Source organism: Actinacidiphila sp. bgisy144, assembly GCF_057708105.1.
The window spans coordinates 151,045-171,507 of the sequence record NZ_JBYIRM010000018.1 but is presented as its reverse complement, the minus strand read 5'-3'; the positions used below and the strand labels follow the sequence as shown (position 1 = coordinate 171,507).

Sequence of the window (20,463 nt, the reverse complement as noted above, 5' to 3'; positions counted from 1 at the left end):
CGAAGCTCCTGAGAGCGCTCCCACGTTACAAGTACCCGTGCCAGGGCCCAGGTGCCGCCCGTACGACGTCTTACGTTCAAGAAGTGACCATCCGTCCGTCCCGGACACGTTCCGGCAACGAAATCGACTTCACATCTTGACACTGACCCCTCGCAGGCATGAGTGTTCCGGCAAGCCTAGTGGGAGCGCTCCCACGCATTGCATCCGACGATCACCGCGTCGTCACCACCCGGGGACAGCTCCACCAGCACCACACCGCACCACCGCACCACCGCACCACCGCACCACCGCATCGCACGCACCACCGCACCGCACGGCCCACCCTGACAAGGAGAGTGGAATGCGCACTTTCGGCAGAACCCGCAGGACCGCAGTCATCGCGGTCGCGGGTCTCGCAGCCTGCGCGACCCTGATCACCGGTTGCAGCAGCAACAGCGACAACGACAGCAAGGGGGGGTCGTCCAACGAGAAGATCACGCTGCGCATCGGTGACTACGGCGCCTTCGGCTACGACGACAAGACGGGCGCGAAGCTCTTCGCCGAGTACCACAAGCTGCACCCGAACATCACCATCAAGGAAGACAACGTCTCCGACAGCGGCGTCTACTGGAACTCGCTGAAGCTGCACCTCAACCAGAACAGCGGCCTCGACGACATCCAGGCGATCGAGATCGGCTTCGTGGCGAACGCGGTCCAGCCGCAGTACGCGAACAAGTTCGTGGACTTCAAGACGGTCAAGGGCTTCAACGCCAGTGACTGGCTGGACTACAAGGAGAAGGAGGCCACCACCTCCGACGGCAAGATCATCGGCGTCGGCACCGACGTCGGCCCGACCGCGATCTGCTACCGCAAGGACATGTTCAAGGCGGCCGGCCTGCCGACCGACCGCAACGCGGTCGCCGCGCTGTGGGCGGGCGACTGGCAGAAGTTCGTGAACGTCGGCAAGCAGTTCCAGGCGAAGGCCGCCAAGGGCGTGTCCTTCACCGACTCGGCCGGCGGCCTGTTCAACGCGGTGCTCTCCAGCCAGACCACGCAGTACTCCGACCAGAGCGGGAAGCTGATCTACGACAGCAGCCCCGGGGTGCAGACCGCGTGGAACCTGTCCGCGGAGGCGGTGCAGGACGGCCTGACCGCCAAGCTCCAGCAGTTCGACACCAGCTGGACCTCGGCGTTCAAGACCAACAAGTTCGCCACCGTGGCGTGCCCGAGCTGGATGCTCGGCCAGGTCGCCTCGGACTCCGGTCCGGCCAACAAGGGCAACTGGGACGTCGCCGCACCGCCGCAGGCCGGCAACTGGGGCGGTTCGTTCCTCGCCGTGACGAAGGCGAGCAAGCACGCCGCCGAGGCCGAGGCGCTGGCCCAGTGGCTGACCGCCCCGGCGCAGCAGGTGAAGGTCTTCCAGAAGTTCGGCAACATCCCGTCGACCAAGGGCGGCCTTGACGACCCGGCGGTGGCGAACACCACCAACGCGTACTTCCCGGGCACCCCGATCGGCAAGATCTTCTCGGACACCGCGCACAACATCCAGCCCGCCCCGATCGGTCCGAACGACGGCACCGTGAAGGACATCATCACCAAGAACGGGCTGCTCGACATGGAGCAGCACGGCACCAGCAAGGACACGGCCTGGAACAAGGTCAAGTCCACGGTGAAGGACCAGGTCAGCACGGGCTGACCGGCGTCGGGGCCGTCCGGCAGTGACTCCCACCTGCCGGGCGGCCCGTGTCCGGGGCCCCGCGCCCCTCTTCTCCCCCGCTTCTTCGCGCTTCCCCCCGCTCCCCGGTCGACATCCGTCGACACCCGCTGATTCCCCTACCGGAAGGACGCCACTCGTGGCCACCTCCGTCAGGGCGACGTCCGACGGCAGCCCCCGGTCGTCCCGGACCGACGCCCGCAAGAACCGCAAGAGCGGCGACCCCGGCCCGCCCGGCGGCTGGCGCGCCAAGGCGTTCCGGCTGGACACCAAGGCCTCGCCGTACGCCTACATCGCCCCGTTCTTCCTCTGCTTCGCCGCCTTCGGGCTGTTCCCGCTGATCTACACCGGCTGGCTCTCCTTCCACCAGGTGCAGTTGGGCACGCACGCCACCTGGGTCGGCTTCGACAACTACACGACGCTGTGGGACAACAGCTTCTTCTGGACCGCGCTGCGCAACACCTTCACCCTCGGGGTGATCTCCACGGTGCCGCAGCTGCTGATGGCGATCGGCCTGGCCCACCTGCTCAACTACCAGATGCGGGCCCGCGGTTTCTTCCGGGTCGCGATCCTCGCGCCGTACGCGACGTCGATCGCCGCCGCCACGCTGGTCTTCATCCAGCTCTTCAACCCCGACTACGGCCTGATCAACGAGGTCTTCCGCCACATCGGCATCGGGAACGTGCAGTGGGCGTCGTCCAAGTGGCCGGCGCAGATAGCGATCTCCTCGATCGTGACGTGGCGCTGGACCGGCTACAACGCGCTGATCTACCTGGCCGCGATGCAGGCGGTCTCCGCCGACCTGTACGAGGCGGCCGCGCTCGACGGCGCCTCGCGCTGGCGGCAGTTCATCAGCGTCACGGTCCCGTCGATCCGCCCGACGATCTTCTTCACGATCATCGTCTCCACCATCGGCGCCACGCAGCTGTTCGGTGAGCCGCTGATGTTCGGCGGCAACGTGGGTGTCTCCGGCGGCTCCAACCACCAGTACCAGACCCTCAGCCTGTACATGTACGACAAGGGCTGGCAGGTCGGCGAGCTGGGCCAGGCGTCCGCCGTGGCCTGGGTGATGCTGCTGATCCTGCTGCTCATCGGCGCGGTCCAGCTCCTTGTGATGCGCAGCAACCGCCGGAAGCTTGGGAGCTGACGATGGCACAACTCACCCAGCCGATCCCGTCAGCCGGGCCCCGGCACTCCTCCCCCGAGCTGCGCAAGCGGCACCGGCTGCGCGCCCGCAGCGCCGGCGGCCAGCAGAAGGCCGGCCCGATCGCGTACGTGCTGCTGATCCTGGCCACGCTGGTCTCGCTGTTCCCGCTGTACTGGACCGTGGTGGCGGCCTCACGCACCGGTACCGAACTGGTCACCCCGCCGACGCCGTTGCTGCCCGGCAGCCACCTCGTCGACAACCTGAAGATCGTGTGGGACCAGGTCGACATGACCAAGGCCCTGATCAACTCCACGATCGTGGCGGGCTGCGTGGCGGTGAGCACCGTGCTCTTCGCGACGCTGGCCGGATTCGCCTTCGCCAAGCTGGAGTTCCGCGGCCGCAACGCGCTGATGACCCTCGTGGTGGCGACCATGACGATCCCGCCGCAGCTCACCGTGATCCCGCTCTACCAGATCATCACCAAGGTGGGCTGGGTCGGGCACATCCAGTCGGTGATCCTGCCGTCGCTGGTGGCCGCGTTCGGCGTGTTCTTCATGCGGCAGTTCCTCTCCGAGGCGCTGCCGGTCGAACTGGTCGAGGCGGCGCGGGTGGACGGGGCGCACAGCCTGCGGATCATCTGGCACGTGGTGTTCCCGATCGCCCGGCCGGGGATGGCCGTGCTCGGGATGCTCGTCTTCGTGCAGTCCTGGAACGACTTCTTCTGGCCGTTCATCGCGCTGAACCAGCAGAACCCGACGGTGCAGGTCGCGCTGCAGGGGCTCGGTTCCGGTGACCACACGATCAACCAGGCCGTGGTGGTGTGCGGGGCGCTGGTCGCGACGCTGCCGCTGCTGCTGGTCTTCGCGGTGCTGGGCCGGCAGATCGTCGGCGGGATCACCGCCGGCGCGGTCAAGAGCTGACGCCGCCGCGGCCGGCGCGCCCGTTCGCACCCTTCCCCGGCACCCATTCCGTCCGCGGCGCCCCGCGGTCCCTCTTCCCCCGACGACCCCTGATTCCCCTGGAGTCCCCCGCTATGACAGCAGTCCACTCGCACAGTGCGGAGGCCGCGGCGAGCCCGGCCGCACTCCACTTCCCTCCCGGTTTCGTCTGGGGGTCGGCCACCGCCGCCTACCAGATCGAGGGCGCCGCGGCCGAGGACGGCCGCACCCCGTCGATCTGGGACACCTTCAGCCACACCCCCGGCCGGGTCCTCAACGGGGACACCGGGGACATCGCGGCGGACCACTACCACCGCTACCAGGACGACGTGGCGCTCATGAGCGACCTCGGCCTGGGCGCCTACCGCTTCTCGATCTCCTGGTCGCGGGTGCAGCCCACCGGCCGCGGCCCGGCCGTCCAGCGCGGCCTGGACTTCTACCGCCGGCTCGTCGACGAGTTGCTGGCCAAGGGCATCACCCCGGTGGCGACCCTCTACCACTGGGACCTGCCGCAGGAGCTGGAGGACGCCGGCGGCTGGACGGTCCGCCAGACGCCCGAGCGCTTCGCGGAGTACGCGGAGATCGTCGCCGGGGCACTCGGCGACCGGGTGCCGTACTGGACCACGCTCAACGAGCCGTGGTGCTCGGCATTCCTGGGCTACGGCTCGGGCGTGCACGCGCCGGGCCGGACCGAGCCGGAGTCGGCGCTGAAGGCCGCGCACCACCTCAACCTGGCGCACGGCCGGGCGATCGGGGCGCTGCGCTCGGTGCTCCCCGCCACCGCGCAGACCTCGATCACCCTCAACCTGCACCAGGTGCGGGCCTTCAGCCAGTCGGCCGCCGACCTGGACGCGGCCCGCCGGATCGACGCGGTCGGCAACCGGGTCTTCCTCGGCCCGATCCTCGGCGACGGCTACCCGGCGGACCTGCTCGCCGACACCGGCCACCTCGTCGACTGGGACGCGCTGGTGCGCCCGGGCGACCTGGAGGAGATCGCCCGCCCGATCGACCTGCTCGGCGTCAACTACTACACGCCGACGCTGGTCTCCGACGGCCGGGAGAGCACCGACCTGCCGCGCAACGACGGCCACGGCGCGAGCGACTACTCGCCCTGGCCCGGCTCGGAGCACGTGGCCTTCCACCTCTCGCCCGGCGAGACCACCGCGATGAACTGGGCGGTCGATGCCAGCGCGCTGTACGACCTGCTGATGCGCGTCCACCACGAGCACCCCGACCTGCCGATGATGGTCACCGAGAACGGTGCCGCCTACGACGACTACGTCTCGCCCGAGGGCACCGTCAGCGACCCGCGGCGGATCGCGTACCTGCGCGGCCACCTGTCCGCGGTGCACCGCGCACTGGCCGACGGCGCCGACATCCGCGGCTACTTCCTGTGGTCGCTGCTGGACAACTTCGAGTGGTCCTACGGCTACAGCAAGCGCTTCGGCGCGGTGTACGTCGACTTCGGCACCCAGCGCCGCGTCCCCAAGCAGAGCGCCCACTGGTACGCGGAGGTGGCGCGCACCAACGCCCTTCGGGGTCTGTCGGAGGAGGCCGACGGGTCCTGAGGGGGCGAAAGGGCTCCGGCCGTCGCGAACGAGGGTGCGCGACGGCCGGAGCCCGCTGCCGTCCTGCCCCGTGGGGGGAGGGCAGGAAGGCGTCCGGCGCTGCCGGTGCCCGGTCAGCCGGTGTAGGAGCCGAGGGCCTTGGCGAAGTCGCCGTCGGACTGGGTGATGGAGCTGCACGTGGCGTCGGCGTAGCTCTGGGCGCCGCCGGCGCACTGCTTGTCGCGGGTGGCCGACCACATCGACAGCCAGGCCAGGCCCTTGGACGTGGCGAAGTCGGCGAGCTTGCCCGCGTCGGCGACGGTGAAGGTCTCGCTGCTCACGTCGTTGACGCCGATCATCGGGGTGACCGCGACCGCGTGCCAGGCGTCGGTGTCGGACAGCCCGAGCACGCTCTTGACCTGGGCCTGCGTGGCGGTGGCGCCGTCGATGGCGTACTGCCCCATGTCGCCGGTGTACGAGGAGCCGTAGTCCATCGCCATGATGTTGACCGCGTGCACGTCGACGCCGTTGCTCTTGGCGTCGGAGAGCACGTCGATGCCGTCCTGGGTGAGGCCGCTGGGCATCGCGGGCAGCGTGTAGGAGACCTCGAGGCCGCTGTGGCTCGCCTGGAGCTGCGCGATCGCCTGCGCCCGGCGGGTGTCGGCGGCGGTGTCGGTGAGCGCGCCGCCCTCGATGTCGAAGTCGACCTTGGTGAGCTGGTAGGTGTCGACGACCTTGCCGTAGGCCGCCGCGAGGTCGCTCGCCGAGGAGCAGGCGCCGGCCAGTTCGGTGCCGTTGGCGCCGCCGAAGGAGACCCGTACGTCGCCGCCCGCCGCGCGGACCGCGCCGATCTGGGCGGCCACCGCGTCGCTGTCGAGGTCGGTGACGCCGCCCCACTTCGGGGTGCAGCCGCCGCCGGAGACGACGAAGGCGAGGTTGAACTGCTTGACGCCGTTCGCCTTCATCGCGCCCGTCAGGTCGTAGGCGGGGTAGAGCGAGGTGTCGACGTAGGGGGCGAAGCCGCCGGAGCCGGCCGAGCCGGCGCCCGGGCCGGAGTTCGAAGTGGGCGTGGCGGTGGGGGTCGCGGTCGGGGTGGCCGTCGTGGTGGGGGTCTGGGTGGGCTGCGCCGTGGGGGTGGCGGTGTCGGTGGGGCGGCCGGTGGGCGCGGTGGTGGGGTCGTCGTCCACCGAGCACTTCGCGCCGTTGATGGTGCAGTCCGCGGGGGCCGCGGCCGGGGAGGTACCGCCGCCGGTGACGTTCGCGGTGAAGCCGACCTCGGCCTTCGCGCCGGGCGCGACGGTGTGGTTCCAGCTGTCCGGGGTGACCGTCACGGTCTGACCGGAGACGGTGTACTGGCCGTTCCACAGCGTGCCGATGGTCGTACCGGACGGCAGCCGGAAGGTGAGCGTCCAGCCGTCCAGGGGGCTGCTGCTGGAGTTGCTGATCTCGTACTGCCCGGTGTAGCCGGTGGTCCAGTCGCTGGTCGTGGAGTACGCGGCCGCGACGGTGGCGGCGCTCGCGGAGCCGGCGAAGGCGAACGCGCCGCCCGCGGCGGCCGCCGCCACGACGGTCGCGCAGAGCACCTGCGTCCTGCGGCCGGGACGGCGGCGGTGGGTGGTGGGTGCCATGGCTGCCTGCCTTGCACTCGAGGGGTGGGGGCGGGCAGCACGCTAGCGGGCACCGAACGGACAAAAGCCCAGTTCAGGGCCGCCGGGCAGGTTCTTAGGGCGGGCTTAAGGAAGCGGAAGGGACGGCTTAACGATCGGCTCGGCGAGCGGTGCCGGGGACACTCGGCGCTCGCTGAGCGGCCGGGCACCGCGGCCCGGCCGGGTCAGGAGTTCCGCGACGAGGTCAGGTGCGCGAAGACGACCACGTTCGACTCGTAGTCGCGGGTCTTGTGGTCGAAGACGCCGCCGCAGGTGATCAGCCGCAGTTGCGCGTCGGAGGTGTCGCCGTACACGCGCTGGTCGGGGAAGTCGTCCTTGGAGAAGGTGTCGACCTCGTCCACGGTGAAGTCGGCGACCGAGCCGTCCGTACGGGTGATGTCGACCGGGTCGCCCTTGCGCAGGTAGGACAGCAGGTAGAAGACGGCGGGGCCGGTCGTGGTGTCCACGTGGCCGGCGACGATCGCGTTGCCGCGCTCGCCGGGGGTGACACCGCCCTGGTACCAGCCGGCGAGGTTGCGGTCGGTGGCGGGCGGCGGCTGGAGCACCCCGGTCGCGTCCATCGACAGCGGGGTGAAGGGGGCGTTCACCCCGATGGTGGGGATGGAGATCTTCGTCGGGACGGAGCGCGGCAGCGACGGGCCGGGGGTGGCCCCCATCGTCACCGTCGGGTCGGGCGAGGAACCCGAGGCAGCGCTCGCCGCGGGCGCGGGCATCGGCGCGCCGATGGCGCTGCCCGTGTCGGAGGAGCCGAAGGAGCGGAACACCAGGAACGCGCCGAGCAGCGTGGCCCCGATCGCCCAGTGCATCACCCGGGTGCCGCGGTCCCGCACCGGCGGCGCGTCCGCCGGCCGTGGCTCGCGCTGCGGCTGCTGCCTGCTCATACGGTGCTGCCCTTCTGACGGTCCGCGGGATGACGGGTGCCGCGCGTACGCGGGAGGGGAAGAGGTGGGGCGGCTGCCGCGGGCGGGACGGGGGACGGTCCCGGGCAGCCGGGCGGCCGGGCGCGGTGCGGGACGGCACGCGCCCGGCCGCCGGTGGGAGGTCCCGGCCGGGTTCCGGGACGCGGCCGCCGCCGTACCGCGACGGCGGCCACTGCCAGGTCCGGCTCAGGTCCGGTTCAGCCGCGGTTCTTCTCCCGGCCCGGGCAGCCGGAGGGGGGAACCGGAGCGCGAACCGGTCAGGCCAGGGCGCCGGCCGCGGCCGTACCGCGACGGCGGCGCAGGACGTACGCACCGGCGCCGAGGCCGCCGAGCAGCAGCACCGAACCGGCCGCGAGGCTGCTGCCGCCGGCCGCCGACATGCCGCCGCCACCGGTGTGCATGCCGCCGTGCGGCTTGTGCCACTGGCTGTCGTCCGAGCCCTGGCCGGACTCGTCCTGCGAGCTGTCGCTGCCGGACGAGTGCGAGTACTTGCCGGAGTCCGACGAGGAGGAAGAGGAGGAGGACGAGGAAGAGGACGACGACGAGCCCTGGCCGCTCGGGTCGTAGATGTTGACGGCACCCGCGGCGTGGGCGGCCGGAGCAGCGAGGGCGAGGCAGGCGGTGAGCGCGGCTCCGGCCACGAGGGTGCGGGCAGTACGCATGGGGACGATTCCTTCCGCCGCCGACATACGCCGGCTGACAACATGTCAGCCCGACAAGCGCAGTGGCGACAAGATCACCGTCAGCCAGTCCCGGCGGGCCCGCCACCGGAGATCGCCGCATCAGGGTGACCGGGTCCGCTCTTCGGGTGGCAGACGCCGCCACCTGCCTGGTTCGGTCACTCTCCAGGGCGGGGCACCCGCGTGACGGGTGATTCGACCCGCACAGTGGGCGTGCGGCGGGCGACGCCCGCGGGCCGCGCCCGGCGGTCGCCTGAGTGCGCCTCAGGAGCGCGGGGCGGCGGCCGCCCACCCCCGAGCGAGAGGACGCCCATGTCACCGGAGCCGGTACGCGAACCGCGCCGAGGCAGCGACCGCCGGAACCTGCTGCGCGCGCTGACCGGAGGCAGCGCGGCTGCCGCGCTGGCGCTGGCCGGCCCGCCCGCCGACGCCGCCGCTGCCTCCGCCGCCACCTCCGCCACCGCCTTCGGCGGCTCCGGCACGGCCCCCGGCGCCGGCGCCGACCCGTTCGCCGCGGAGGCGTTCCGCGCGGTCGGCGGCGGGCGGGTCCGCGAGTACTGGGTCCAGGCCGACTCCTTCGCGCACAACGCCGTGCCCAACGGCCGCGACGGCATGACCGGGATGGCCTTCACCGCGGACCGCACCACCTACCAGGCGATCGGCTACCGCGCCTACACCCCCGACTGGGCGGAGCCGCTGCCGGCCGACCTGGGCCCGCAGGGCATCGGCCCGAACAGCGGCATCCCCGGCCCGGTGCTGCGCGCCGAGGTCGGCGACGTGCTGCGGGTGCACTTCCGGAACAACGACGCGCACTACAAGTGGCCGCACAGCATGCACCCGCACGGGGTGCGGTACGCCCCGGCAAGTGACGGCGGCTGGATGGCGGATGACCCCGACTCTCCCGGAACGGCCGTGCCCTACGGCGGGAGTTACACCTACACCTGGACCTGCGTGCCCAGTTCGGTGGGGAGTTGGCCCTACCACGACCACGCGGCACCGCAGACGCCGCCGCAGCCCGCCGGGGGCTCCGGCGGCACCACCCCGCCCCCGGCCCACGACTCGATGAACTCCCGCGCGCTGGGCGGCAGCGGCCCGGTCATGGAGATCGGCGCGGAGCTGGGGCTGTTCGGGATGATCGCGGTCACCGACCGGCAGACGCCGGACGTCGACCGGGAGTTCGTGCTCTTCTTCCACGACCTGTCCGCGAACGACGCCACCGGCCTGAAGCAGGACCTCTCGCTGTGCAACGGAGGAGCCTTCGTCGACAACGCCCCCACGTTCACCGCGCGCGAGGGCGAACGGGTCCGGTGGCGGGTCGCCACGCTCGGCAACTCCTTCCACGTCTTCCACGTCCACGGCCACCGCTGGCTGAGCCCCGCCGGCTGGACCGACTCCCAACTCCTCGGCCCCGCCACCACGTTGACGGCCGAGTACCTGGAGGACAACCCGGGCGACTGGCTCTACCACTGCCATGTGGCGGCCCACATGATGCACGGGATGGCGGGGAGGTACCGCGTGACGCGGTGACCGACCCGCCTGGCTGCCCCGTCCGACCGGTCCGGGGACCGCCCGCCGGCGGACGGGGCAGCCGTCACGAGGTCAGGCGCGGCGGAACGCCTCCGTCAGGGCGGTGCGCAGCACGGACTCGGGGTCGGGGCGGGGGCCCTCGGAGCGCCAGGCGACGAAGCCGTCCGGGCGGACCAGCACCGCGCCCTCCTCCCCGATGCCGTGCAGCCCGCAGAAGTCGGGCGCGGGTCGCGCCGGACCCCCGGGCCCGGGTCGCGCCGAGTCCGCCCGTTCCGCCTGTCCCGCCGAGTCCGCCTGTTCCGCCGGGGGCAGGACCTTCAGTTCGCGGCCGAGCCGGTAGCAGGCCAGCGGCACCCCGATCCTTTCGGCGGCCAGCCGCGCCGCGTCGTACCAGGCGCCGCCCGCCGGGCCGGTGAGCAGCACCGGCGTGCGCTCGTAGAGGTCGAGCGTGGAGATCCGCTCGCCGCCGCACCGCACCCACACGTGGGGTGCGCGGCCGCCGGGCACCGCGCGGGGGCTGAACTCGTCCGGTACGGCGGGCTGTCCGGGGTCGGCGCCGAGCACCGCGCCGCCCGGGTAGCGGTAGCCGAGCACCGCCGGCATCATCCCGGACCGCGGCCCGCCGGCGACCGGCGCGGCGTCGTACCCGGGGTGGCTGTGCTCGGCGGAGCGGGCCGACGCGCGGGCGGCGGTGGCCAGCGCGACCGGGCGCCGCTCGGCGTCGTAGCTGTCCACCAGGCCCGGCCCGGCCCACCCGGCGAGCACCGCGGCGAGCTTCCAGGCGAGGTTGTGGGCGTCCTGGATACCGGTGTTGGAGCCGAACGCGCCGGTCGGCGACATCTCGTGCGCGGAGTCCCCGGCGAGCAGCACCCGGCCGTGCCCGTACCGCTCGGCGACGCGTTCGGCGGCGTGCCAGGGTGCCTTCCCGGTGATCTCGACCTCCAGGTCGGGCACGCCGACGGCGGTGCGGATGAGGTGCGCGCAGCGCTCGTCGGTGAAGTCGTCGAGGGTCTCGCCGTCGTCGGGCCGCCAGGGCGCGTGGAAGACCCAGTCCTGGGCGTTGTCGACGGGCAGCAGCGCACCGGGGCTGTCGGGGTTGGTGAGGTAGCAGACGATGAAGCGGCGGTCGCCGACCGCGTCGGCCAGCCGCTTGGCGCGGAAGGTGATGCTGACGTTGTGGAAGAGGTCGCCCGGCCCGGTCATCTGGATGCCGAGGCGCTCGCGGACCGGGCTGCGCGGCCCGTCCGCGGCGATCAGGTAGTCCGCGCGGACGGTGCGCGAGGTGCCGGAGGCGCGGTCGGTGATCTCGGCGGTGACGCCGTCGGCGTCCTGCGCGAAGGACACCAGCTCGGTGCCGAAGCGGATGTCGCCGCCCAACTCGCGGGCGGCGGCGAGCAGTACGGGCTCCAGGTCGTTCTGGCTGCACAGGCACCAGCCGCTCGGGCTGATCCGGGACAGCGCGCCGCCGGGGTCGATCGTGCGGAACAGCCACTCCTGCTCGGCGCCGGTGAGGGTGTCCGCCTGGAGGATGCCGTGGTTGTCGGCGAGCACGGACGCGGCCGCGCGCACCCGGTCCTCGACGCCCGCGGCGCGCAGCAGCTCCATGGTGCGGACATTGTTGCCCCGGCCGCGCGGGTGGTGCGAGGTGCGGGCATGCCGTTCGACGAGCAGGTGCGGCACGCCCAGGCGGCCGAGGAAGAGCGACGCGGACAGGCCGACGAGGGAGCCGCCCGCGATCAGGACGGGCACGCGGTCGTCGGTGTGCCCGTCGCGGCCGGGTGGCGGCGCGGGGTGCGGGGCGTTCGTCATGGGGGTCTCCCGGAGTGGGGGGGTGGGGTGGGGGCGCACGCGGCGGCGGGGCCGGGCCCGCGGCCAGGGGATGCTTCCCGGTGGTTCCCTTCCCTGCCGGGGCGCTCCGCGGGCCGGGCCGGGCCGTGCTTCACTCTGCCGCCTCACGTGCCGCGCACGATTCCCGCCCGGGCGTGAGCATCGGAACCAGGCGGCCCGGCCCCGCGCATACGGCAGAACGCATATGCGGCAGGCACCACCGCCCGCGGCGGCCCACCGCGCCCAGCGCCCTCGGCCGCGCCCCGCCAACAGCACATCCGACGGCACCACCGCCCCCCGAGGCACCGGCACCGCCGCCCCGCCCGGGCCCGGCCCACCGCCGTGCGCACCCGCCCCACCCGAGAGGAACGAACTCCCGTGACGACTCTGGACGACCGGCTCGCCCCGCCCCCCTCCGCCGCCGCCCCGCCCACCGCCCGGCTGCGCGTCGTACTGCTGCTGGACGTGCTCGACGGCAGGCAGCAGAACTTCCTGGCGGCGTACGAGCAGATACGGCACCAAGTGGCGGCCGTGCCCGGCCACATCAGCGACCAGCTGTGCCAGTCGCTCGGCAACTCCTCGCAGTGGCTGATCACCAGCGAGTGGGAGGGCAGCGAGCCGTTCCTGGAGTGGGTGGAGAGCGCCGCGCACCGCACGATGGTCGAGCCGCTGCACGGGTGCGTGCGGGACACCACGTCCCTGCGGTTCCTGGTCGCCCGGGAGACCCCGGAGCAGGGTGCCGCACAGCCGCGCGGCGCCGCGTCCGCCGGTCCGGGCGCCGTCCCCGTCACCGGCTCGGCCGCCGGTTCGGCCGCCCGCTCGTACACGGGCTCGGGCAGGCCGGCCGACGAGATCGACCCGCTGCCCGCGCCGCCGCTGTGCTCGAACGGGGTGGTGCGGCACGCGATCACCTTCACGGTGAAGCCGGGCAGCGAGGCCGAGGTGGCGAAGCTGCTGGCGGACTACCGCGCCCCGCAGCCCCAAGTGGACGACACCACGCGGCTGTTGCGCACCTCGCTGTTCATGTACGGCAACCGGGTGGTACGCGCGGTCGAGGTGGCCGGCGACCTCGGCAACGCGCTGCGGCACGTGGCCGCGCAGCCGGAGATCCGGGCCGTGGAGCAGGCGATCAACCCCTACCTGGAGGAGGAGCGCGACCTCACCTCGCCCGCGTCGGCGCGCGCCTTCTTCGCCCGGGCGGCCCTGCCGGCCGCCTGCCACGAGACGGACCCGGCCCTCGCGTCCGGTGCCGGCAGCGGCGAGACCGGTGAGATCAGCGAGGGGGGCGGGCCGCTGACCCGCCTTGCGTTCCTGTACCCCGTGCGGCCCGGCCGCGGCGCCGACGCCGCCCGGCTGCTGGGCGCCCTCGACGCCGAGGCCGCCGCAGACCCGGCGCACCCGCTGGCCGCGGCCACGGTCTTCCGGCGCGAGGACACCGTGGTGCGGGTGGTCGACGTGCGCGGGCTGCCCTCCGACGGCCCGGCCGCACCCGCCGCCGACGGCGACCCCGCCGCTGTGCTGCGCGAGCTGCTCGTGCCGGGCGGCCCGGCCGACCCCACCGGGCTCGGCCTCGGCGGCCACCCGATGACGCCGGTCACGGACCGGACCTCGCACTGACACCGGCCGCGGGGACCCGCGGGTCCCCGCGCACCGCAGCACCCGAAGCACGCGGAGCAGGCGAAGCGCGTGCAGTGCGTGCGGCACCACCCCCCAGCCACAGCCCCGGCCCCAGGAAGGGCCGGGCGATTTCGAAGGACATCGAGGAGCCGCCATGACGAACGACGTGCGCATCGTGCACCTGGACGACACCAGCCCCAACCGCCGGCGCGGCGGCGACCTGCGGGCCCTGATCACGCCCACCTCCTGCGGCGCGACCAGCGGCTTCATGGGCGTGGCGATCATGCAGCCCGGCGAGCGGATCGGCGAGCACTTCCACCCGTACTCCGAGGAGTTCGTCTACGTGCTCAGCGGGCAGCTGGAAGTGGACCTGGACGGCGTGAGCCACCCGCTGCGGCCGGAGCAGGGCCTGCTCATCCCGATCGACATGCGGCACCGCTTCCGCAACGTGGGCGACACCGAGGCCCGGATGGTCTTCCACCTCGGCCCGCTCGCGCCGCGCCCGGAGCTGGGCCACGTGGACACCGAGGAGGGCGAGGAGAACGGGTCCACCGGGCAGACCGGCCGCGAGCCGGCGGCGGAGGTGGCCGGAGAGGTCGACCTCGCGCCTCCCGACCCGGCGAAGGCACAGGCGTGAAGCGCCCCGGCGGGCCAGGCCCCGGCCCGGACGGGAGCCGGCGGGTCGCCATCACCGGCGTCGGGGTGGTCGCCCCCGGCGGGATCGGCGTACCGGCCTTCTGGGACCTGCTGACCGCCGGCCGGACGGCCACCCGCGGCATCAGCCTCTTCGACCCGGCCGGCTTCCGGTCCCGGATCGCCGCCGAGTGCGACTTCGACCCGCGCGCCGCAGGTCTCAGTGCCGCGCAGGCCGAACGCGCCGACCGCTACGCCCAGTTCGCGCTGGTCGCGGCGCGCGAGGCGATCGGCGACAGCGGGCTCGACCTGGCCGCGCAGGACGCGTGGCGGGTCGGGGTGTGCCTGGGCTCCGCGGTCGGCGGCACCACCCGGCTGGAGCGCGACTACGTCAAGGTCAGTGCGTCCGGCAGCCGTTGGGACGTCTCCCCGGAGGAGGCCGGCGCGCACCTGCACCGGGCGTTCCAGCCCAGCGCGCTCGCCTCGGAAGTGGCCGAGGACATCGGCGCGCACGGCCCGGTGCACACCGTGTCCACCGGCTGCACCTCCGGCCTGGACGCGGTCGGCCACGCCTTCCACGCCGTGCAGGAGGGCCGCGCCGACGTGGTGGTGGCCGGGGCGGCGGACTCGCCGATCTCGCCCATCACGGTGGCCTGCTTCGACGCGATCAAGGCCACCTCGACCCGCAACGACGACCCGGCGCACGCCTCCCGCCCGTTCGACGCCGACCGGGACGGCTTCGTGCTCGGCGAGGGCTCGGCGGTGCTGGTGCTGGAGGAGTGGGAGCACGCGCGGGCGCGCGGCGCCCGGGTGCTGTGCGAGCTGCGCGGCTTCGCGACGTTCGGCAACGCCTACCACATGACCGGGCTGACCACCGAGGGCCGGGAGATGTCCCATGCCATCGACCGGGCCCTGGCCGACGCGCGGATCGACCGCACCGCGGTGGACTACGTCAACGCGCACGGCTCCGGCACCAAGCAGAACGACCGGCACGAGACCGCCGCGGTCAAGCGCTCGCTGGGCGAGCACGCCCGCACGGTGCCGATGAGCTCGATCAAGTCCATGGTCGGGCACTCGCTCGGCGCCATCGGCGCGATCGAACTCGCCGCGTGCGCACTGGCGTTGCAGCACGACGTGGTGCCGCCGACCGCCAACTACGAGACCCCCGACCCGGAGTGCGACCTCGACTACGTGCCGTGTACCGCGCGGCAGGTCCGGCTGAGGTCGGTGCTGTCGGTCGGCAGCGGTTTCGGCGGCTTCCAGTCCGCGGTGGTCCTCGCCCACGCCGAGAGGAGTGCGTCATGAGCGGGTCCGGCAGCGCAGAGCGGACCGCGGTGGTCACCGGGCTCGGCGTGGTCGCGCCGAACGGCGTCGGCAGCGAGGCGTTCTGGAAGGCGGTCCAGCAGGGCACCTCGGTGCTCGGCCCGGTCCGCCGGGAGGGCTGCGAGCAGCTGCCGCTGAAGGTCGCCGGGCAGGTCCAGGGCGGCCCGGACGGCTTCGACCCGGGCGGGCTGGTCGAGGAGCGCTTCCTCGTGCAGACCGACCGGTTCAGCCACCTGGCCATGGCCGCCGCCGAACTCGCCCTGGCCGACGCGCACCTGGCGGCCGACCCGGACGACCCGTACGCGATCGGCGTGGTCACCGCGGCCGGCTCCGGCGGCGGCGAGTTCGGCCAACGCGAGTTGCAGCAACTGTGGGGCAGCGGACCGCAGTTCGTCGGCCCCTACCAGTCCATCGCCTGGTTCTACGCGGCCAGCACCGGCCAGATCTCGATCCGCGGCGGGTTCCGCGGGCCGTGCGGGGTGCTCGCCGACGACGAGGCGGGCGGCCTGGACGCCTTCGCGCACGCGGCCCGGACCATCCGGCGCGGCACCGACGCGATGGTCACCGGCGCCACCGAGGCGCCGCTCGCGCCGTACTCCGTGGTGTGCCAGCTCGGCTACGGCGAGCTGAGCCTGGCCGGCGACCCGCGCCGCGCCTACCTGCCGTTCACCGACGACGCCCGCGGCTACTCCCCCGCCGAGGGCGGCGCGATGTTCGTGGTCGAGGAGGAGGCGGCGGCCCGGCGGCGCGGGGCGCGGGTGCGGGCGGTGGTCGCCGGGCACGCGGCGACCTTCACCGGCACCCGCTCCTGGCGGGACTCCCGGGAGGGGCTGGCCCGCGCCGCCCGCGGCGCCCTCGCGGCGGCCGGCTGCGCCCCCGCGGACGTGGACGTGGTCTTCGCCGACGCGCTGGGCGTGCCCGCGGCCGACCAGGCCGAGGCGCTGGCCATCGCCGACGCGCTCGGGCCGCGCGCGGCGACCGTGCCCGTCACCGCCCCCAAGACCGGCTTCGGCCGCGCCTACTCCGCCGCCTCGGCACTGGACGCCGCGGCGGCGGTACTCGCCCTCGAACACGGCGTGGTGCCCCCCACCCCGAACGTGGCCGAGGTGCGGCACGACCTCGACGTGGTCACCGGCGAGGCACGTGTCATCCCGCTGCGCACCGCCCTGGTGCTCAGCCGCGGGCTGATGGGGTGCAACGCGGCGATGGTGCTGCGCGCGCCCGATCCGGCCCGCTCCCCCCACTGAACCCGATCCCCTGAACCCGATCCCCACAGAATCCCCCCACCGAAGGAGCACCCCCATGGACGAGCAGCAGACGGACCCGCGGCGGAAGACGACCGCGGACGGCCCCGTCACCTTCGACGAGCTGGCCGATCTGATGAGAAACCGGGCCGGGCTCGCGGTCGAGCCGCACCAGCTGGCGGCCGACCCGGCCACGACGTTCGAGGAGTTCAACCTCGACTCCCTCGGGCTGCTCGGCATCGTCGCCGAGCTGGAGAAGCGCTACGGGCGCCGGATCGGCGACGACGCCGAGACGTGCAAGACCCCGCACGTGTTCCTGGCCACCGTCAACTCCCAGCTGAAGGCGGCCGCGGCCTGACCGCACCCGTCCGCCGCACCGCACGCGGGCGCCGCACCGGAACACTGGCGCCCGCGCCGTACGCACGCACGCACGCACGCACCAGACAAGGAGCGCAGCTCATGGCAGCACCGACCGCAGGCCACACCGAGAACTCCATCACCATCGCCGCCCCGGTGGACCTCACCTGGGAGCTCACCAACGACCTGGAGAGCTGGCCGCAGCTGTTCAGCGAGTACGCCGCGGTGGAGGTCATGGAGCGCGACGGCGACCGGGTCACCTTCCGGCTCACCATGCACCCCGACGAGAACGGCACCGTGTGGAGCTGGGTCTCCGAGCGGGTGATGGACCGCCGCAACCTGACGGTGCGCGCCCGGCGGGTGGAGACCGGCCCGTTCGCGCACATGGACATCCGCTGGGAGTACGCCGAGGTGCCCGGCGGCACCTCGATGCGGTGGGTGCAGGACTTCGCGATGAAGCCGACCGCGCCGGTCGACGACGCGGAGATGACCGACCGGATCAACCGCAACTCCGTGATCCAGATGGAGCGCATCCGCGAGCGCGTCGAGAAGCGGGCCGCCGAACGCGGGCTGACCGCGATGCCGCCGCGCACCGCGGAAAGGGCGTGAGGGCGATGCACCGCAGCCTGATCGTGGCCCGGATGAAGCCGGACGCCGCGGCCGCCGTCGCCGAGGAGTTCGCCGCGTCCGACCGGGGTGAGCTGCCCGGGCTGATCGGGGTGACCGGGCGCAGCCTGTTCCGCTTCCACGACGACCTCTACCTGCACCTGATCGAGGCCGAGCGGCCGCCGGGGCCGGAGGTCGCCCAGCACGCGCGGCACCCGGAGTTCCGCCGCATCAGCGAGGCCCTCGCGCCGTACGTCTCGGCGTACGACCCGGTGACCTGGCGCGAGCCCAAGGACGCGATGGCCCAGGAGTTCTACCGCTGGGACCGCGCGTAGGCGCTCGGCGGGCAGTGACGGCACCGCGAAAGCGGGTGGTCCCGGAAGGTACGGGGCCACCCGCTTCGCGGTGAAGGGGACGTCCTGGGGTCAGGGCACCCGCGACTCGAAGGCGTGCAGGTGGGGGTTGATCGGGCGGACGGCCTCGACCGGCAGCCCCGCCTCCTCCATCAGGGCGGTCATGCTCGCCCGGGTGTGCTTGGCGCCGCCGACGTTGAGCAGCAGGAGCAGGTCCATCGCGGTGGTGAAGCGCATGGAGGGGCTGTCGTCGACGAGGTTCTCGATCACCAGCACCCGGGCGCCGGGTTCGGCGGCGGCGATGACGTTGCGCAGGGTGGCGCGGGTGCTGGCGTCGTCCCACTCGAGGATGTTCTTCAGGACGTACAGGTCGGCGCGGACCGGGATCGCGGTGCGGCAGTCGCCGGGGACCAGCCGCACCCGGTCGGCGAGCGCGCCGCCTTCCCGCAGCCGCGGGTCGGCGTGGGCGACGACGTCGGGCAGGTCCAGCAGGGTGCCGTGCAGCCCGGGCGCCTTCTCCAGCAGCCCGGCGAGCGCCAGCCCCTGGCCGCCGCCGATATCGACGACAGAGCGGACCCCGGTCAGGTCCACGTACGCGGCCAGGTCGCGCGCCGCCTGGCGGCTGGAGGAGGTCATCGCGCGGTCGAAGACACGGGCGGAGTCAGCGGCGTCGGTGTGCAGGTACTCGAAGAAGCTCTTGCCGTACAGGTCGGCGAAGACGTCCCGGCCGGAGCGGACGGCATCGTCCAGCCGCGGCCAGGCGTCCCAGGTCCAGGGCTCGGTGCACCACAGCGCGATGTGGTGCAGGCTGCCGGGGGTGTCCTCGCGCAGCAGCCGGGACATGCCGGTGTGCGTGAAGCGGCCGTCGGCGGCTTCGGCGAAGACCCCGTAGCAGGCGAGGGCGCGCAGCAGCCGGCGCAGCGGTTCGGGTGCCACGTCGAGGCGCTCGGCCAACTCCTCGGCGGTGGCGGGGATTTCGCCGAGCGCGTCGGGAAGTCCCAGGCGGGCGGCGGCGCGTACGGAGGCGGCGCAGGCGGCGCCGAAGACGATCTCGCGCAGCCGCATCGCCGCGGCGCCGTCGTCGGTGCCGTCGTCCTTGCCGGGGCCGGTCGCGGTGTCGGCTTGGGTGTCGTTTCCGAACGGGGTGGTGTTCAGGGGGGGTTGGGCCTCGGTGTCCGGTGTGGTCGTCATGGTGCCGCCCTTTCTCATGGCGTCATGGCGGTGGGGCGCGGTGGGGGGAGCGCCGGTGTGCGGCGGGTGCCGTCAGCAGCGGCCGGCGGGCAGGGAGACCTGGCAGGTGTTCGCGGTGAAGGTGTTGCCGGTGCCGTGGTCGCGGTCGGCGAGGTCGGCGGGGCCGTTGCGCAGCACCGTGTTGTTCCGCACCGTGTTGCCGGAGTCGGGTTTGCCGGTGAAGCTCGGGAAGAGCACGACGCCCCCGGACAGCGGCGAGTCGCCGACGTTGCCGTTGATCTCGTTGCCGTCGAGCACCGTGTTCTCCACGCCGGTCAGCACCACGCCCGCGCCCTGGACGTAGGGCAGGCGGGCAGTGGCCGGGCAGTAGGCGTTGTTCGCGTCCACGGTGTTGCCGGTGAGCGTCATCTCGCCCGCGCGCGGGGTGTTCTCGTCGCCGACGAGGAAGACGCCCGCGCAGTTGCCGTTCATGGTGTTGCCGTCCACGGTGACGTCGCGCAGCCGGCGGACGACCAGGCCCATGTGGTTGCCGGTGAGGCGGTTGCCGCGGATCTCGGTGCCCTGGGTGTCGGTGGCGCCGCCCTCCTCGGAGACGGTGTTCGCCACGAACAGGCCGGCCTCGCCGTTGCCGCTCGCCTCGTTGCCGGTGAAGCGCGAGCGGACCGACTTCTCCTGGCCGATGCCGTACTGGCCGTTGCGGTCGGCCCGGACGTGGTCGACGGTGAGGCGGTCGGCGGCGGTGGCCCACAGGCCGTACTTGGCGAAACCGGTGACCGCCAGGGACTCCACCCGCACACCGGACGCGCCGGTGACGCACAGGCCGTCGCCGGCCGCGGCGCACGCGGCGGCGCCCGTCTGGGCGCCCGCGGTCGCCGGCTGGTCGGCGCCGGCCGCGCTGTGCGGGTCGGTGCCCGCGGTGGGCGGGGCCAGGACGGTGCTGCCCGCGCCGGTGCCGCGCAGCGTCAGGTCCGGCGTGCCGATCCGCACGCTGCCGCGGTAGGTGCCCGGCAGCACCAGCACGGTGTCGCCCGGCGCGGCCGCGTCCACCGCCGCCTGGATGGACTCCCCCGGGTGCACCACCCGCACCGCCGCCGCCCGCGCGGGCGCACCCGCGGCGCCCATCGCGGCCACCGCCGCGGCCGTCACCGTCGCTCCCGCGATCACACGCTTCACCATCGCCCGACCCGCTTCCC

The 20,463-nt window shown here is 73.4% G+C and carries 18 protein-coding genes; 12 read left to right on the top strand and 6 right to left on the bottom strand.

Annotated features, from left to right (window positions below; translation table 11 throughout):
* Nucleotides 1–340: 340 nt before the first annotated feature.
* From AC3EVP_RS21750 to AC3EVP_RS21735, 4 genes are all read left to right on the top strand, one after another.
* The gene (locus AC3EVP_RS21750) at nucleotides 341–1,675 is read left to right on the top strand and encodes an ABC transporter substrate-binding protein (protein WP_435131977.1); all 1,335 of its coding nucleotides are present in this window, start codon (nucleotides 341–343) and stop codon (nucleotides 1,673–1,675) included.
* A gap of 157 nt (nucleotides 1,676–1,832) precedes the next feature.
* Nucleotides 1,833–2,840, top strand: coding sequence for a carbohydrate ABC transporter permease (locus tag AC3EVP_RS21745; RefSeq protein ID WP_335977886.1), 1,008 nt, complete (start codon nucleotides 1,833–1,835; stop codon nucleotides 2,838–2,840).
* A 2-nt stretch (nucleotides 2,841–2,842) separates the two neighbouring features.
* A complete protein-coding gene (locus AC3EVP_RS21740; protein ID WP_335977883.1) occupies nucleotides 2,843–3,760 on the top strand; it encodes a carbohydrate ABC transporter permease in 918 nt (305 codons plus the stop codon).
* Between the two features lie 113 nt (nucleotides 3,761–3,873).
* Complete coding sequence (locus AC3EVP_RS21735; protein WP_435131973.1) at nucleotides 3,874–5,346, top strand: GH1 family beta-glucosidase; 1,473 nt, start codon at nucleotides 3,874–3,876, stop codon at nucleotides 5,344–5,346.
* Between the two features lie 113 nt (nucleotides 5,347–5,459).
* Here the strand turns inward: AC3EVP_RS21735 and AC3EVP_RS21730 are convergent, their stop codons facing one another.
* From AC3EVP_RS21730 to AC3EVP_RS21720, 3 genes are all read right to left on the bottom strand, one after another.
* Nucleotides 5,460–6,953, bottom strand: a complete 1,494-nt coding sequence (locus AC3EVP_RS21730) for a glycoside hydrolase family 18 protein (protein ID WP_435131970.1) — start codon at nucleotides 6,951–6,953, stop codon at nucleotides 5,460–5,462.
* A gap of 203 nt (nucleotides 6,954–7,156) precedes the next feature.
* Nucleotides 7,157–7,873 carry a class F sortase gene (locus tag AC3EVP_RS21725; RefSeq protein ID WP_435131968.1) on the bottom strand — a complete coding sequence of 239 codons (717 nt, stop codon included), beginning with the start codon at nucleotides 7,871–7,873 and terminating at the stop codon, nucleotides 7,157–7,159.
* A gap of 296 nt (nucleotides 7,874–8,169) precedes the next feature.
* Nucleotides 8,170–8,574 carry a hypothetical protein gene (locus AC3EVP_RS21720; RefSeq protein ID WP_335977879.1) on the bottom strand — a complete coding sequence of 135 codons (405 nt, stop codon included), beginning with the start codon at nucleotides 8,572–8,574 and terminating at the stop codon, nucleotides 8,170–8,172.
* 330 nt (nucleotides 8,575–8,904) lie between these two features.
* Here AC3EVP_RS21720 and AC3EVP_RS21715 point away from each other — a divergent pair, with 330 nt between their 5' ends.
* Nucleotides 8,905–10,119 (top strand): multicopper oxidase domain-containing protein, encoded by a 1,215-nt coding sequence (locus tag AC3EVP_RS21715; RefSeq protein ID WP_435131966.1) that lies wholly within the window; start codon nucleotides 8,905–8,907, stop codon nucleotides 10,117–10,119.
* A 72-nt stretch (nucleotides 10,120–10,191) separates the two neighbouring features.
* Here the strand turns inward: AC3EVP_RS21715 and AC3EVP_RS21710 are convergent, their stop codons facing one another.
* The gene (locus tag AC3EVP_RS21710; protein ID WP_435131964.1) at nucleotides 10,192–11,928 is read right to left on the bottom strand and encodes an FAD-dependent oxidoreductase; all 1,737 of its coding nucleotides are present in this window, start codon (nucleotides 11,926–11,928) and stop codon (nucleotides 10,192–10,194) included.
* A 396-nt stretch (nucleotides 11,929–12,324) separates the two neighbouring features.
* Here AC3EVP_RS21710 and AC3EVP_RS21705 point away from each other — a divergent pair, with 396 nt between their 5' ends.
* From AC3EVP_RS21705 to AC3EVP_RS21675, 7 genes are all read left to right on the top strand, one after another.
* Nucleotides 12,325–13,563 (top strand): SchA/CurD-like domain-containing protein, encoded by a 1,239-nt coding sequence (locus tag AC3EVP_RS21705; protein ID WP_435131961.1) that lies wholly within the window; start codon nucleotides 12,325–12,327, stop codon nucleotides 13,561–13,563.
* 154 nt (nucleotides 13,564–13,717) lie between these two features.
* Nucleotides 13,718–14,200, top strand: a complete 483-nt coding sequence (locus AC3EVP_RS21700) for a cupin domain-containing protein (protein WP_435131958.1) — start codon at nucleotides 13,718–13,720, stop codon at nucleotides 14,198–14,200.
* Entirely contained in the window at nucleotides 14,197–15,501 is a 1,305-nt protein-coding gene (locus tag AC3EVP_RS21695) for a beta-ketoacyl-[acyl-carrier-protein] synthase family protein (RefSeq protein ID WP_435131955.1), read from the top strand. The genes AC3EVP_RS21700 and AC3EVP_RS21695 overlap by 4 nt, the downstream gene beginning before the upstream one ends.
* Nucleotides 15,498–16,766 (top strand): beta-ketoacyl synthase N-terminal-like domain-containing protein, encoded by a 1,269-nt coding sequence (locus AC3EVP_RS21690; protein WP_435131952.1) that lies wholly within the window; start codon nucleotides 15,498–15,500, stop codon nucleotides 16,764–16,766. The genes AC3EVP_RS21695 and AC3EVP_RS21690 overlap by 4 nt, the downstream gene beginning before the upstream one ends.
* Before the next feature lie 55 nt (nucleotides 16,767–16,821).
* Nucleotides 16,822–17,121, top strand: coding sequence for an acyl carrier protein (locus AC3EVP_RS21685; RefSeq protein WP_335977866.1), 300 nt, complete (start codon nucleotides 16,822–16,824; stop codon nucleotides 17,119–17,121).
* Between the two features lie 101 nt (nucleotides 17,122–17,222).
* Entirely contained in the window at nucleotides 17,223–17,729 is a 507-nt protein-coding gene (locus AC3EVP_RS21680; protein WP_335977864.1) for an SRPBCC family protein, read from the top strand.
* Nucleotides 17,730–17,734: 5 nt separating this feature from the next.
* Nucleotides 17,735–18,061 carry a TcmI family type II polyketide cyclase gene (locus tag AC3EVP_RS21675; protein ID WP_335977862.1) on the top strand — a complete coding sequence of 109 codons (327 nt, stop codon included), beginning with the start codon at nucleotides 17,735–17,737 and terminating at the stop codon, nucleotides 18,059–18,061.
* A 90-nt stretch (nucleotides 18,062–18,151) separates the two neighbouring features.
* Here the strand turns inward: AC3EVP_RS21675 and AC3EVP_RS21670 are convergent, their stop codons facing one another.
* Together AC3EVP_RS21670 and AC3EVP_RS21665 are read right to left on the bottom strand one after the other, a co-directional pair.
* Nucleotides 18,152–19,270: a methyltransferase gene (locus tag AC3EVP_RS21670; RefSeq protein ID WP_435131947.1), complete on the bottom strand. Its 1,119-nt coding sequence runs from the start codon at nucleotides 19,268–19,270 to the stop codon at nucleotides 18,152–18,154.
* A gap of 72 nt (nucleotides 19,271–19,342) precedes the next feature.
* Entirely contained in the window at nucleotides 19,343–20,446 is a 1,104-nt protein-coding gene (locus AC3EVP_RS21665) for a right-handed parallel beta-helix repeat-containing protein (RefSeq protein WP_435131945.1), read from the bottom strand.
* Between the last annotated feature and the right edge of the window lie 17 nt (nucleotides 20,447–20,463).

What these genes read in the sequence shown, in the direction of transcription:
- AC3EVP_RS21750 (WP_435131977.1), top strand. Translation starts at nt 341, where the DNA reads ATGCGCACTTTCGGCAGAACCCGCAGGACCGCAGTCATCGCGGTCGCG.
- AC3EVP_RS21740 (WP_335977883.1), top strand. Translation starts at nt 2,843, where the DNA reads ATGGCACAACTCACCCAGCCGATCCCGTCAGCCGGGCCCCGGCACTCC.
- AC3EVP_RS21735 (WP_435131973.1), top strand. Translation starts at nt 3,874, where the DNA reads ATGACAGCAGTCCACTCGCACAGTGCGGAGGCCGCGGCGAGCCCGGCC.
- AC3EVP_RS21730 (WP_435131970.1), bottom strand. Translation starts at nt 6,953, where the DNA reads ATGGCACCCACCACCCACCGCCGCCGTCCCGGCCGCAGGACGCAGGTG.
- AC3EVP_RS21725 (WP_435131968.1), bottom strand. Translation starts at nt 7,873, where the DNA reads ATGAGCAGGCAGCAGCCGCAGCGCGAGCCACGGCCGGCGGACGCGCCG.
- AC3EVP_RS21720 (WP_335977879.1), bottom strand. Translation starts at nt 8,574, where the DNA reads ATGCGTACTGCCCGCACCCTCGTGGCCGGAGCCGCGCTCACCGCCTGC.
- AC3EVP_RS21715 (WP_435131966.1), top strand. Translation starts at nt 8,905, where the DNA reads ATGTCACCGGAGCCGGTACGCGAACCGCGCCGAGGCAGCGACCGCCGG.
- AC3EVP_RS21710 (WP_435131964.1), bottom strand. Translation starts at nt 11,928, where the DNA reads ATGACGAACGCCCCGCACCCCGCGCCGCCACCCGGCCGCGACGGGCAC.
- AC3EVP_RS21700 (WP_435131958.1), top strand. Translation starts at nt 13,718, where the DNA reads ATGACGAACGACGTGCGCATCGTGCACCTGGACGACACCAGCCCCAAC.
- AC3EVP_RS21690 (WP_435131952.1), top strand. Translation starts at nt 15,498, where the DNA reads ATGAGCGGGTCCGGCAGCGCAGAGCGGACCGCGGTGGTCACCGGGCTC.
- AC3EVP_RS21685 (WP_335977866.1), top strand. Translation starts at nt 16,822, where the DNA reads ATGGACGAGCAGCAGACGGACCCGCGGCGGAAGACGACCGCGGACGGC.
- AC3EVP_RS21680 (WP_335977864.1), top strand. Translation starts at nt 17,223, where the DNA reads ATGGCAGCACCGACCGCAGGCCACACCGAGAACTCCATCACCATCGCC.
- AC3EVP_RS21675 (WP_335977862.1), top strand. Translation starts at nt 17,735, where the DNA reads ATGCACCGCAGCCTGATCGTGGCCCGGATGAAGCCGGACGCCGCGGCC.
- AC3EVP_RS21670 (WP_435131947.1), bottom strand. Translation starts at nt 19,270, where the DNA reads ATGACGACCACACCGGACACCGAGGCCCAACCCCCCCTGAACACCACC.
- AC3EVP_RS21665 (WP_435131945.1), bottom strand. Translation starts at nt 20,446, where the DNA reads ATGGTGAAGCGTGTGATCGCGGGAGCGACGGTGACGGCCGCGGCGGTG.